The 13314-nt window shown below is 37.2% G+C and carries 11 protein-coding genes; 10 read left to right on the plus strand and 1 reads right to left on the minus strand.

Annotation, left to right across the window (positions count from 1 at the left end):
- The first annotated feature begins 1 nt into the window (after position 1).
- From PZ898_RS03510 to PZ898_RS03540, 7 genes are all read left to right on the plus strand, one after another.
- Positions 2–1168 (plus strand): MFS transporter, encoded by a 1167-nt coding sequence (locus PZ898_RS03510; RefSeq protein ID WP_277694799.1) that lies wholly within the window; start codon positions 2–4, stop codon positions 1166–1168.
- 256 nt (positions 1169–1424) lie between these two features.
- On the plus strand, positions 1425–2126 hold the full coding sequence (locus PZ898_RS03515; RefSeq protein WP_120231115.1) for a DsbA family oxidoreductase: 702 nt from the start codon (positions 1425–1427) through the stop codon (positions 2124–2126).
- 512 nt (positions 2127–2638) lie between these two features.
- The gene (locus PZ898_RS03520) at positions 2639–3220 is read left to right on the plus strand and encodes a nucleosidase (RefSeq protein WP_120231116.1); all 582 of its coding nucleotides are present in this window, start codon (positions 2639–2641) and stop codon (positions 3218–3220) included.
- A gap of 17 nt (positions 3221–3237) precedes the next feature.
- A complete protein-coding gene (locus tag PZ898_RS03525) occupies positions 3238–3759 on the plus strand; it encodes a GNAT family N-acetyltransferase (protein ID WP_277694800.1) in 522 nt (173 codons plus the stop codon).
- A gap of 97 nt (positions 3760–3856) precedes the next feature.
- Positions 3857–4447, plus strand: a complete 591-nt coding sequence (locus PZ898_RS03530; RefSeq protein ID WP_277694801.1) for a Crp/Fnr family transcriptional regulator — start codon at positions 3857–3859, stop codon at positions 4445–4447.
- A gap of 126 nt (positions 4448–4573) precedes the next feature.
- Positions 4574–5551 (plus strand): 3-oxoacyl-ACP synthase III family protein, encoded by a 978-nt coding sequence (locus tag PZ898_RS03535; protein ID WP_277694802.1) that lies wholly within the window; start codon positions 4574–4576, stop codon positions 5549–5551.
- 183 nt (positions 5552–5734) lie between these two features.
- Positions 5735–6547 (plus strand): alpha/beta hydrolase-fold protein, encoded by an 813-nt coding sequence (locus tag PZ898_RS03540; protein WP_277694803.1) that lies wholly within the window; start codon positions 5735–5737, stop codon positions 6545–6547.
- 237 nt (positions 6548–6784) lie between these two features.
- Here the strand turns inward: PZ898_RS03540 and PZ898_RS03545 are convergent, their stop codons facing one another.
- On the minus strand, positions 6785–7882 hold the full coding sequence (locus PZ898_RS03545) for a TauD/TfdA family dioxygenase (RefSeq protein WP_277694804.1): 1098 nt from the start codon (positions 7880–7882) through the stop codon (positions 6785–6787).
- Between the two features lie 216 nt (positions 7883–8098).
- On the opposite strand from PZ898_RS03545, the gene PZ898_RS03550 reads away from it, so the two are divergent.
- The 3 genes from PZ898_RS03550 to PZ898_RS03560 are packed head-to-tail and all read left to right on the plus strand — an operon-like array spanning position 8099 to position 13314.
- Positions 8099–9625 (plus strand): aspartate aminotransferase family protein, encoded by a 1527-nt coding sequence (locus PZ898_RS03550; protein ID WP_277694805.1) that lies wholly within the window; start codon positions 8099–8101, stop codon positions 9623–9625.
- The gene (locus PZ898_RS03555; protein WP_277694806.1) at positions 9597–12005 is read left to right on the plus strand and encodes a GNAT family N-acetyltransferase; all 2409 of its coding nucleotides are present in this window, start codon (positions 9597–9599) and stop codon (positions 12003–12005) included. Before PZ898_RS03550 ends, PZ898_RS03555 begins: the two co-directional genes overlap by 29 nt.
- Positions 11998–13314, plus strand: coding sequence for a SidA/IucD/PvdA family monooxygenase (locus PZ898_RS03560; RefSeq protein WP_277694807.1), 1317 nt, complete (start codon positions 11998–12000; stop codon positions 13312–13314). Before PZ898_RS03555 ends, PZ898_RS03560 begins: the two co-directional genes overlap by 8 nt.

Raw genomic sequence — 13314 nt, forward strand, 5'->3', positions numbered from 1 at the left:
CATGAAGAAATATGCATACATTGGATGTCTGGGATTTATAGCGGTTATTACAACAGAATTTGGGGTGATCGGAATTCTTCCACAGATTGCAGAACATTATAAGATCAGCATAGACAAGGCTGGGTATCTCTTGAGTGCTTTTGCTTTAATTATTGCGCTTACAGGACCTTTTATGACTTTACTGACATCAGGTTTTGACCGTAAGAAAATAATGCTTACTGCGATTTTCATGTTTCTGATTACAGGATTTGTATCTTCTTTTTCACCTCCTTTCTGGCTGCTGATGTTGGTGAGAATTTTACCTGCATTCCTTCAGCCGGTATATATCGCGACTGCATTATCTGTGGCGGTATCTCAGGCAGATGACCGGAAAAAGAATGGATTAATGGGAATTGTTTTTAATGGAGTAGCCATTGCCATGGTAACAACAGTACCGTTTGCCACCTGGATTGCCGGGCTTTGGGCCTTTCAATATTCATTTATGATACAGACTGTGGTGAGTCTGATTGCTCTGATGGTCGTTTATTTTATGCTTCCTCCAATGCCTGTGAAAGAGAAAAAATCTTATGGAAATCAGATCAGAATATTGAAGCAACCTCCATTTGTACTGAGTACACTGACTAATTTTTTCATGATTACTGCGTGGTTTTCTACTTACAGTTATTTTGCAGATTATCTGAACAAAGCCAAGGGAATGGATACTTCAATGATAAGCTATATGCTTCTGTTGTTTGGAATTATCGGAGTATTTGCCAATGGAGTTGCCGGAAAAATGCTTAATAAAAATGTGGCAGGTACCACCGCTATTTTTCTTTCCGGAACTATTGTGGTACCTGTTTTTCTCTATTTTTCTGACGGAAACCTATGGGCAACGATTGCTGTTATTGGAATCTGGGGATTCCTTTATTCACCGAGCTTTTTGAATGCATCCACTTATATGATTTCTTCAGCACCGGAGTCACTGGAGTTTGCCAACAGCCTTGCTACCTCATTCGGAAATCTGGGGGTGACGGTGGGAACTACCATCGGTGGATGGGTAATCGTTACTAAAGGAGTAGAGTATATTCCCTGGATAGGCCTTGTTTTTGGACTTCTTGCCTTTGCAATGATGATTCTAAAAGGAATCGTAGGGAAGCGCAGACAGGTACTTTCCGCCTGTCAGAATTAAACTGTAATAATTTTTGTTACATTAAATAAAATACAGTATCTTTGTACTATTAATTTGAAATTGATTAAGCTTTTATTTTTGAACCATTAAGATTTAATAAGAGTTTAAGAGTATTAAGATGGGCTTCGCTTTACGATTAAAAATCTGAATGACTCATCTAACTACGCTTTATCTTTTAAATGCTTCTTAACGGTTTTAATAGAGATTGAATATTTTTTGATAAGTTTAAACAGTTTCTTGATTAAAATTAAAGACAATGAAAATAGAAATCTGGTCGGACGTGATGTGTCCGTTTTGTTATATCGGAAAAAATAATTTTGAACAGGCTTTGAATAAGCTTCCTTTTAAAGATGAAGTAGAAGTAGAGTGGAAGAGTTTTCAACTGGATCCAACTCTAGACCCCAATAAAACTCAGGATACAATACAATATTTCAGGGAGAAAAAAGGAGTTGCTGAGCCTCAGGCTGCTCAGATGCTGGGGCAGGTTACTCAAATGGGAAAAGGAGCCGGAATTGATTTTAATTTTGGGAAAACTTTGATCACCAATACCTTCAGTGCCCACAAACTGCTTCATTTGGCTAAAAAACACAATAAATCCAATGAAATGGAAGAAGCATTATTTATTGCCCATTTTATTGATGGTAAAAACGTGGGAGATATAGAAGTTCTGGTTGATCTTGCTGAAAGTTTAGGAATTGATAAAGAAGAAGCAAGACAGGCCGTTACAACAGATCAACTGGATTATGAAGTCAACCAGGATATTCAGGAGGCGAGAAACAATGGAATTTCCGGAGTTCCTTTCTTCGTTTTGAATGGTAAATATGCCGTTTCCGGTGCGCAGCCTGCAGAGGTATTTGAAAATGCCCTTCAGCAGACGTATAAAGAAACCGTGAGCCCGTTTAAGGATCTTTCCGGTGAAAACGGAGCTTCCTGTGATGCAGACGGATGCAGCATCTAAGATATGAGAACCCCAAAATAGTTTTATTTTGGGGTTTTTAATTAGGTATATAATTGAATATTTATATATTTGAAAGACTTCAATGAAATCCGCTAAGATTTAAGAAAATGAACATTAACATTTTTAGATATACCTCAATTATTTCTTACCTGTTCATTATCTTAATGGGACAAATGATAGGATTACCATTTATTTTTTGGCTTCTATTTACTGCTTTTGATTTCTGGAATATAGAGCAAATTTTTGCTATATTAGGGCTTTTAGGTGCTATACTTAATAAGATGGAAAAATAAAGTACTCATAACAATTTTAAGTTTTATGATGATGCTTTCACCCATTATGGGCAGGATAGTGCAAACTCCCATAGAAAAGTTTAATTATTTTGCATTCAAGATTCCTTTGTTTCTGTTTATTGTATGTTATTTAATATTTATCGTTCTTAATGCAAAAAAAGGAAAACCTGTTGTATCTTTGTAATACAGTGTCAATAGCTGTATAAATCTGATTTCTCAATGATAAAAATTAACAACGAAAGTCATTATTCAATAGATGATACCCTTTTTGTTTTTGCATTAGATTCCGAAGCAGGAACCGTTTTTGACGATAAAAACAAATTAATTACCGGCATCGGAAAAGTAAATGCAGCGATTGAATTAACCAAAGAAATTCATACAAGAAAACCTAAACTGATCGTGAATTTAGGTTCTGCAGGAAGTAAAGGATTTCACAAAGGAGAAGTGGTATGCTGTACAAAGTTCATCCAGAGAGACATGGACGTAAGAGGATTAGGGTTTCAATTGTATGAAACACCATTATCCGGAGTACCACCTGTATTGGAATACGGTCTTAAAATGGATACTTTGAAAGAGGGAATCTGTGGAAGCGGAGACAGTTTTGAAATGAACCACTCTGAGACAGATTACAATATTGTAGACATGGAAGCCTATCCACTGGCATTGATTGCCCAACAGGAAAACATTCCGTTTTTATGTCTGAAATATATTTCTGACGATGCAGGAAGTGATGCTGCTGACGACTGGAGTGTACAGGTACATCTGGCTTCCGAAGCATTTAAGAAAATTCTTTTTTCATAACATTTATTCTTATCATTATGAGTTCAATTATCATTAATAAAGCCTCGGCTGAAGACGTAGAAATTGTACAAAGTTTAGGAAGACAGACGTTTTCTGAAACTTTTGCAGAAGATAATACGGAAGAGGCCATGAAAAAGTATCTGGAAGAAAGTTTTAATACAGAAAAAATAAAATCAGAGTTGAATAATCCTGATTCATTTTTCTATATTGCCTGGGAAGAAGACAATCCTGTAGGCTATCTGAAAGTCAATTCCGGAGAGGCACAGACCGAACTTCAGGATGATACCGCCCTTGAAATTGAAAGAATCTATGTAAAGAAAAGCCATCACGGTAAAAAAGTGGGCCAGCTTCTTTATAACCAGGCTTTGGAAACAGCTGAGCAGCTTGGTAAATCATACTTATGGCTTGGGGTTTGGGAAAAAAACCTGAGAGCTTTACAATTTTACAGAAAAAATGGATTCGTTGAGTTTGATAAGCATATTTTCAGGCTTGGGGAAGAAGAACAGACCGATCTGATGATGAAAAAAGTATTGGATTAATTTTCTGCAAAACAGAAAGATTGTATGTAACCACTGATTACACAGGGTTTCACAGATGATTGTGTAATACAATCCTTTATACTTTCCAAATACCAAAATGAAGCATTCAGAATTTGTAAAACATATTAATCACTATTATCCTTTATCTGAGGAAACCATTAAAGATTTATTGGATATCTGTACAGAAGAATACTACCACAAAAACGATCTTCTGCTGGAATCCGGTTCTATGGCCAGATATTATTACTTTTTAAAGTCAGGACTTATAGGATATTACACAGTAGATGAACAGGGGAATAACATTTACAAAATCTTTTTTGAAGAAAACAGCTTTGTTGCTTCTACAGCTGCTATTATAAAAAATGAACCCAGCGATTTTAATATCGTTGCACTGGAAGACTGCTCAGTAATACAATATCCTGCAAAAGCCTATCGGGGATTGCTTGAAAAACACCATGACCTTGCTCTTTTTCATATGTATTATCTGGAAAAAAACTGGGTAGTTAAAAAAGAACCTCTGGAAGTTTCCCTCAAATACGAAACAGCTAAAAAACGGTATTTGCAGTTGCTTGAAAACACCACTCTTTATAACAGATTAAAACAGCATCACATTGCTTCTTATCTGGGAATTACACCTACACAGCTCAGTCGGATCAAAAAAGAAGTTCAGGGAGATAAATACCATTAAATTTTACCCGTATTTATAATAATCAGTTATTAATGATTTATTTCATGTTTCTGGGATATATTTTAATATTATGTTAAATTTACATTATATCACAAATAAGAGATATAATTAAAATATTAACCAAACATGAACTTACACCACACGTATTTCTATCATCCTGATTTTGTAGAAAATAATACAGCCGTTATTGAACACTTTGAAAGGCAGGAAATTTCAATGCAAAAAATCCAGAATGCCTTAGGCAGGGCAGAACGTTTTATTGTTCCCGAGAATTCTTTTGAAACTACACTTTCTATGGGAATTGAAGCTGCAAGAGGAGTTCTTAAAGAAAGTAATATTTCAATCCTCGATATAGATATTATTATTTTTGTAAGCAGTTCTCCCGAACATCATATTCCCTGTGACGCCATCCAGATCCATCATGCGCTTAACGGAAAACCGAATACCCTATGTTATGATATGAACGCCAACTGTATTGGAGCGTTTATAGCGCTGGATCAGGTATCAAAATATTTAAAAGGAACCCGGTCCGGAACAAAAGCCTTGGTAGTTTGTGCCGAAAAATTTTCAAGGATATTAGATCCTGACAATCCGATTACCGCTTTTTGTCTTTCAGATTCTGCTTTTGCTTTCATCGTAGAAAATGATGGAGACAACACCTCAGGGTTATTAGATGTATTATATCATACAGACAGCAGTTTTTGTAATACCGTACTCTACCCACCTAAAGGAAATTCACGTCATGATCATGGCGATCTGACAACCTGGGATCGTATTTTTGACGGCATGGGAAGTGTTAATTTTGCACTGGAAAATATTCCTCTGTTCTTAAAGCGCAATCAGATAAGCCTTGAGCAGATTGATTTGTTTTTATTTTCACAGTTTTCTATCAGGAATATCAATATGATCCGCGATTACTTTCAGCTGCCGGAGGAAAAAATTCCTTTTTACTCTAAAGAGCTTGGGTATACCGGAGCATCCAGTCCATTTTTAGCTTTAGACCAATATCAAAAAGAAGTAAAATCATTGAAAAAAGGAGATTATATTCTTATATGGACCTTGGGAACAGGTTATCAGGCAGGATTAATGCTTTGGAAATACTGATGATCACCATTTTGCATGGATCCCACGGTATTAAAACAAAATAAAAAGATAAAAGCCTCAACATATGTTGAAGCTTTTATCTTTTTTATGCTACAATTTTGCTCTGTCAAAGATGCATTGGTACACAATATGTTTTAAAAAATACGATACCAGTGATTATCATTAATTAAAATTTATTTCAGCATGAAGAAGCTTATCAACATTGTATTTGTAATGACTGCCTTTGTACAGTTATCCGCACAAAAAATTATTCATCAGGAAGTTTTCAGTCCGAAAATGAATAAGAAAATCAAAACAGTAATTATTACCCCCAATCTTCAGCGTAATACGAAATATCCGTCCGTTTATATTCTTCACGGCTTCAGCGGAAATCCGGACAGGATTATCAAGCAGGATATTCCTGATCTGGTTAAAAAAGCTCAGCAATTGAAAACAATCTATGTGCTTCCGGATGGGAATTACAGTTCCTGGTATGTAGACAGCCCGGTTGTTAAGGATTCGCAATATCAGACTTTTATTGGAAAAGAACTGGTAGAATTTATTGATAAAAACTATCCTGTGAAAGCTGAGAAGAAATTCCGCGGGATTTTAGGATGGAGTATGGGAGGCTATGGAGCTACCAACATCGGGGTTACGTATAATAAGACATTTGGAATCGTTGGAAGTTCATGTGGAGCACTAGACTTCAATTCGTTCGGGGAAGGATATCAGAAATATATGGTGAATAAAGTGCTGGGACCATTGGAGTCTATCAATCCGAATTTCCTTACGGACAACAAAATAAAACTGATGGTCGCAGCAGATCAGCAATATATTTTCGACTGTGGTACAGAAGACACTCAAATGATTAATATGAACAGGAATTTTCATAAAAAGCTGACTGAAATGAAGATCCAGCATCTCTACACAGAATCTTTAGGCGGGCACGTTCCGGAATACTGGAGCAGATCATTATCGGAACAGTTGTCTTTGTTTGACAGATTTTTTAAACAATGAACCCTTTTTTAAGTTTCGACTAAAATCCGCTTCTATTGATATAAAAACTAATCAATATTCAATAGGAACGGGCTTTAGCCCGTTTAAATAAATAGATAATAAATCCATTGGCTTTAGCCAAAACTTACTTTATTAACCTTTTAAAAGGGCTAACCAGAAAAAAAACCTTTTTGAGCAATGCCAAAAAGGTTTTCGACTGATTGAATGTTCAAAAATACCAACTAACCAGGCATTCTATTAAAAATGTTGAAAATTTTTCCCCAGATGTTCCTCAATCACAAAGAACGGATCTTCCGTAAGGGTGTGTGCTCTCATATCAATAAGACTTACTTTGCTCATCATACGAAGCATAATCCTTCTTTCACATGGCTGTTCTACACCATCAATATTTCTTATTCCCGCACGGAAGGCCGATCTTCCATGAGCACATAAGTGATTATTAACAAGAATAACATCACCAGCCTGAGGAGTAAATCCTGAATAAATCAAATGTCGGGCTTCTTCCCAGAATTCATGCAGTGTATTCTGCGCTTCATCAGACTGTCTGATGCTGGAATTGAAAAGCTGTTCAGCAGCATCGAATCTCATGAAAGGAAGGCTATAATTCCCATACAACACAGAATCCAGGGTGTCTTCTTCACTGTTTCCAGTTTCCAGGTTGGCGTCTTTCGGAATTTTATAAATAGGATCAAAAAGTGCTCTGTACTTTTCCCCGATAGACTCATGAGAACGGATGGAATATAGCGTTGAAGGAACCTGCTCTTCGTTTCTCACATACATAAAGCTTAAAAAATCAGCCTGATGTTTCAGAAAAGCGTCTTCCGTATGGACATATAAATCTGTAGAAGATCCTGATCCGGTTTGCGTTTCCTTCATTTTTTCATCAGGAATGATGGCATGGATCAATCCGCCGCCTTTACGCTGTGAATAATATTGTACAGGCTTTGAGGGAAGTGCCCCATGAATAAGCGCACACGCAAAACCATATAAATTAAACTTTGAATAATCTGCCGATTGCCAGTTGGGTGGAGTAGAACCTATTTCCTCCTGATCTATATCCATCAATCCTGTAAAAACCAGCGCGCCATACTGATTTTCAGAAAAGTCACTCGCAAAATCAGCTGCTATATTTAGAATCCTTTCCGGAAGAAAATAAGAGGCCAGTTGATGTACATGCTTTATAAAATCACGGTTTTCATAAGTGTCATACTTTTTCTGAAGATGCAGAGCAGCATCTTTTATCATTCTTCTTTCCTGAGAGGTGACTTCTATGACCGTAGGAAGCAGTTTTACAGCTGTTAAACAGTCTTTATCTAAAATTTCTGTAGAATTCATTAAAAAAAATTTGGTGTTAAGTAATAATTTTTATCTTTGTTTTTAATTATTCTAAATAACAATAGCTGGTTCAAATTTAGTAATAATTACGTAATCACCAAATAAAATATAATAAAAAATGTAAAATTTAAAAACCTGACTATCAGATATATATAATCATATATCGAAAAAACCACAACAACTCACAGATTTAAAAAATCACATTACAAAACTTTTATGAACAACAATTTAATATCCCTAGAAGAGCTCGCAAGCACCACTTCACCTCACATTTCGGGGAATTTTGGGAATATTTTTCATCCTGACAATTATGATCATTATCGTAATGCTGTCAATAGTACTTTAGACCTGGTTCAGGAATTTCTTCACAGAAACAACAAGCCTTTCAGTGGTATAGAAGCCAAAACAATGAAAGGAATGGTACAACAGATTGATCTTAATCAGAAACTTTCCAATTATAATGAGCTTCTGGCAGAAGTAGATGATATTTATGTAAAGCATGCCACAGCTTTTCACTTACCACAATATGTAGCTCATCTTAACTGTCCTGTAGTAATCCCGGCATTGGCAGGAGAGATTCTTGTAAGTGCCATCAATTCTTCACAGGATACTTATGATCAGAGTGCCGGAGGAACCTTTATGGAAAGAAAACTGATCGACTGGACTGCCGGTCAGATCGGATATAATCCGAACGAAAGCGATGGCGTTTTCACAGCAGGAGGATCACAGAGCAACCTAATGGGATTGGTGATGATGCGTGACTGTTTTTCTCAGAAAAGATATAACCACAATATTAAAATGGATGGTCTGCCAGCGGAGGCAAGCCGTTTCAGGATATTTGTTTCCGATAAATCTCACTTCAGCAATCTGAAAAATGCATCCATTATGGGATTGGGTGAGAAAAGTATTGTTAAAGTTCCGACCGATGACCGTTTCCGTATGGATATTTCTCTTTTAAAGAAATACATTAAGAGGGAAGAGCAATTAGGAAATATTCCTATCGGAATCGTAGCGACAGCCGGAACGACAGACTTTGGAAACATTGATCCACTGGATGATATCGCCAATATTGCAGAACATTATAACATCTGGATGCATGTAGATGCCGCTTACGGTTGTGCTTTATTATTAAGCGAAAAATACCGTGATCTTATCAATGGCATTGAAAGAGCCGACTCTGTAACGATTGATTATCACAAATCATTCTTCCAGCCGATCAGCAGCAGTGCTTTTATTGTGAAAAACAAAAAAGAACTGTTGATTCTTAAACACCACGCAGATTATCTGAATCCTAAGGAAATGGATGAAGAAGAAATTCCGGCACAGATCAATAAATCCATTACCCAGAGTACAAGAAGATTTGATGCGTTAAAACTTTGGTTTACCCTAAGAATGATGGGGAAAGAACAATTGGCAGAATATACAGATACCGTGATCGATCTTACCAAAGATGCTGCAGCGATGATCTCTGAAGATGCTGATTTTGAACTCCTTTCAGATTCCGACTTGAGTGTTCTTGTTTTCAGATATGTAAATCCGGAAATCAGTGATCTGAATGCCTTGAATCAATACATCAAGATGAAATTGTTCTATAGCGGAGAAATCCTTGTAGCCAGTACAAAAGTGGATGGGAACTTCTATCTGAAGTTTACCTTCCTGAACCCGATTACGACTACGGAGGACATTCATCAAATTCTCACCACAATCAAAGCACATGGAAAAGACTTTAATTCAGAAAAATAAAACGGGAGAAAAAGCCCGGGAAATTACTTTCAGAATTCTGTTGAACGGAATGCTGAGAGAACTGGGAAACGGAAAATTCTATCAGGGCGTTCCGAAATATGATCTTCTTACAGCAAAGGCTCTTCAGAACAGTGATTATTCATTGTTTATGAGATTTGAAATGAAAAAAAGCGGACTGTTTTTATTTGCTCCGGTTTCCTATCGTTCCGAAACTCTTTTTCATGAATACGGACCTGTTTTGTGGGCGGTAGATCATCAAAACCAAGAAGTTTTTGAAGTGAATGATCAAAAGCTTACTGAACTGGTTTACAAAGAACTTTCTGAAACTACCAACGAAACGGGTTTTAGAAACTTTGTGGAAAGAATTCAAAGCAGCTTAAGAAATCTGGAACTGACAACAGAAGCCTGCCTGCAGGATGATCAGTTGTTGACCTATTCTTTCCTTGAATCTGAGCAAATGCTTCCCGCAGGCCACAATCTGCATCCTTTCACCAAATCAAGAATGGGATTTTCTGAGGAAGAACAGTTGTTATACGGCCCTGAATTCGGGAAAGGATTTCAGCTGGATTACTTCCTGATCCATAAAGACTGTATTACAGAAAAATCTCTTCCGGGGATTTCAGCAAAAGAAATCTTCGAAAAATGGACTTCTTTACCGGAAAGCTACGATTTTGAAAACACAAGTGATTTTTACATCGTTCCATGCCATCCATGGGAGGCACAATATCTTTTATCTACAGAAGAATATCCTGAAATGCTCGGTTCCGGGAAAATCATTCACATCGGGCCATTGGGTGAGGATTTTTATGCAACATCTTCCATAAGAACGGTGTATAATCCTGATTTCAGCTGGATGTTGAAGTTTTCTCTGCATGTTTTAATGACAGGATCTGTAAGAACAAACAGCTTAAAAGATCTCAACAGAGGTTATGCTTCCGCTATCTGGTGGCAGCACGAAAAAGCTTCATTTGAAAATGACTTTCCGAATTTTAAATTATTACTGGAACCATCCACGTTAAGCGTTCATTATGAAGGGAAGAATATGGACAGTCTCAATATTCTGCTCCGTGAAAATCCTTTTTCAAATGAAGATAAAGTGATTCTGTTAGCAAGGCTTTGTCAGGATGAATCTACAGACGGATTCAATTTTACGGCGCATTTCTTTAAAAATGTAGCCAATCAACTGGGTGTAGATGCAGAAAAAGCAGCCATTATCTGGTTTGAAAAATACATAAATCTGTTGCTTTCGCCTTTAAACTGGTTGTACAATCAATTGGGAATGGCTCCGGAAGTACATCAGCAGAATCTGCTTGTACAATTGGATAATCAATTGCTTCCTCAATCTATTTATGTGAGAGACGGACAAGGTTATTTAATCAAAGAAAGCTTCAAAGGAAAATATGAATCTTTGATCAAAGATTATCCTGAAGTGGAAGATCTTTTCATCAGAGATGAGCGTCTGCTGGATATTGTTTCTCACCATCTTTTGGTAAGCAACCTGAGTGCACTGATTGCTTCAATAGGTAAGACGGGACTTGTTAAAGAAAGAAGATTAATCCATATTCTGTACAGGGAATTTGAAAATCTTCATGAGTCTGAGCCATCATCTTTAACGGATTATGCATTGAATCAAAGATATTGGGCTGTAAAATCAAATCTTCAGTCGGCGGTTGCTGATGTAGATGGAGGTGTAAATGCTTCTTCAATTGCTTATGCTAAAGTTCCGAACCTTCTTCACAAACACTTCTTCTCGGATCAATTAATAAATCCGCAGGGAACAGAGGTTTTCTTTAAAAGGTACTTCCAGAAAGAAGACGTGACGATGAGTATGCGTCCTATAGATCTTGAAAACGACCTTGAAATGCTTCATGAATGGTTCAACCGTGAACACGCCGTTAAAATCTGGCAGATGAACTGGCCCATTGACGAATTGGAAACCTATTACAGACTGATGCTTCCAGGTGATGAAGCCCATAGCTATATTATTGCCGGAAATGATGAGCCTTCCTGTAATATCGAGATCTATTGGGCATGCAGAGATATTGTAGGCGATTATTACGAAGTATTGCCTACCGACTACGGAACGCACCAGTTTATTGCACCTACCGATCCAAAGAAAAAATTTGTCTCTCCATCCACGCAGTCTATGGTGGATTATGTTTTTGCACAGCCACAGGTAGGAAAAATGGTAGGCGAAGGATCTGTAGACTCGCTTGCGTCTATGATGAATAAAGCCCACGTAGGCTTCAAAGTAGACAAAGTAATTGAAATGCCTCATAAAAAAGCCAATCTGAACTTCTGCTACAGAGAATGGTACTGGGAAAAATTTCCACAGAATAAAGAGGTACAAATCACCACAAACATCACAAAAAATGACTAACAAAGCCGTATACAATGTAATAGGCATCGGTATAGGCCCTTTCAATCTGGGACTTGCCGCATTATCCAATCCGATTTCAGAACTGAAAACCCTTTTCCTGGACCAGAGAGATGGTTTCGACTGGCATCCGGGACTGATGATCGACCATGTAACCCTGCAGACACCATTTTTATGCGACTGCGTATCAATGGCCGATCCGACGAATCCTTTAAGCCTTTTAAACTATCTGAAAGAAACCGGAAGACTGTATAAGTTTTTTATCAGAGAAGATTTTTTCATTCCGAGAAAAGAGTACAACCGTTACTGCCAATGGGTGATTGAACAGCTTCCGCAATGCCGTTTTTCTACTCAGGTAGTGGATATTACGTATGAAGACGGTTTATATCATGTAACGACTATTCATACCAAAACCAAAGAAACGACTATTTTTAAAACGGAAAGATTGATTTTAGGAACAGGAACACAACCTCATATTCCTTCTTTCATTCCGAAGGATGATTCCCGTGTTATTCATACCAGTTCTTATCTGTATAGAAAAGAGGAATTGTTATCTCAAGGAAAGAAAATTGCCATTATCGGATCTGGACAGAGTTCAGCAGAAGTTTTTTATGACCTGCTTCAAAACAGGAACGAAGAAACACATCTGGGTTGGTATTCCCGTCCGGACAGATTTTTCCCTATGGAATATTCTAAGCTGACACTGGAGCTTACTTCACCTGATTATGTAGACTATTTCTACAACAGAAGCGAATCTGCAAGAAAAACCATTTTAAGCAAGCAGCAGGCTCAGTTTAAAGGAATCAATTACGATCTGATCAATGATATCTACGATTTTATTTATGATCTGAATATCGATAATGCGGATCCTAATCTTACAATTATTCCTAACAGCCAGCTGAACAGAGTAGACAACAGCAATCCGGATTTCATCAATCTTGAGTTTACCCAACTGGAACAGGAAATTCCTTATGATCAGGAGGCTGATTATATGATTCTGGGAACAGGATACCGTTATCACGAGCCTGCATTCTTGAAGAATATTCAGGATAGAATCAAAAGAGATTCCAGCGGATTGTTTGATGTCAACAGGAATTATTCAATAGACCACAACGGAGGCGAAATCTATGTGCTTCATGCCGAAGTTCATACCCACAGCTATATTTCTACCGATCTGGGAATGGCTGCGTACCGTAATTCCTACATCATCAATGATATTCTGGGAAGAGAGCATTATAAAATTGAAAAGAAAATTGCTTTCCAGGATTTTGATGTCGAAAAATATGCTGACTTACCAACTGCCAAAATTTAA

Origin of the sequence: Chryseobacterium sp. WX (assembly GCF_029542485.1) — a bacterium.
Classification (GTDB): Bacteria; Bacteroidota; Bacteroidia; order Flavobacteriales; family Weeksellaceae; genus Chryseobacterium; species Chryseobacterium cucumeris.

What these genes read in the sequence shown, in the direction of transcription:
- PZ898_RS03515 (WP_120231115.1), top strand. Translation starts at nt 1,425, where the DNA reads ATGAAAATAGAAATCTGGTCGGACGTGATGTGTCCGTTTTGTTATATC.
- PZ898_RS03525 (WP_277694800.1), top strand. Translation starts at nt 3,238, where the DNA reads ATGAGTTCAATTATCATTAATAAAGCCTCGGCTGAAGACGTAGAAATT.
- PZ898_RS03555 (WP_277694806.1), top strand. Translation starts at nt 9,597, where the DNA reads ATGGAAAAGACTTTAATTCAGAAAAATAAAACGGGAGAAAAAGCCCGG.
- PZ898_RS03540 (WP_277694803.1), top strand. Translation starts at nt 5,735, where the DNA reads ATGAAGAAGCTTATCAACATTGTATTTGTAATGACTGCCTTTGTACAG.
- PZ898_RS03550 (WP_277694805.1), top strand. Translation starts at nt 8,099, where the DNA reads ATGAACAACAATTTAATATCCCTAGAAGAGCTCGCAAGCACCACTTCA.
- PZ898_RS03535 (WP_277694802.1), top strand. Translation starts at nt 4,574, where the DNA reads ATGAACTTACACCACACGTATTTCTATCATCCTGATTTTGTAGAAAAT.
- PZ898_RS03545 (WP_277694804.1), bottom strand. Translation starts at nt 7,882, where the DNA reads ATGAATTCTACAGAAATTTTAGATAAAGACTGTTTAACAGCTGTAAAA.
- PZ898_RS03530 (WP_277694801.1), top strand. Translation starts at nt 3,857, where the DNA reads ATGAAGCATTCAGAATTTGTAAAACATATTAATCACTATTATCCTTTA.
- PZ898_RS03510 (WP_277694799.1), top strand. Translation starts at nt 2, where the DNA reads ATGAAGAAATATGCATACATTGGATGTCTGGGATTTATAGCGGTTATT.
- PZ898_RS03520 (WP_120231116.1), top strand. Translation starts at nt 2,639, where the DNA reads ATGATAAAAATTAACAACGAAAGTCATTATTCAATAGATGATACCCTT.
- PZ898_RS03560 (WP_277694807.1), top strand. Translation starts at nt 11,998, where the DNA reads ATGACTAACAAAGCCGTATACAATGTAATAGGCATCGGTATAGGCCCT.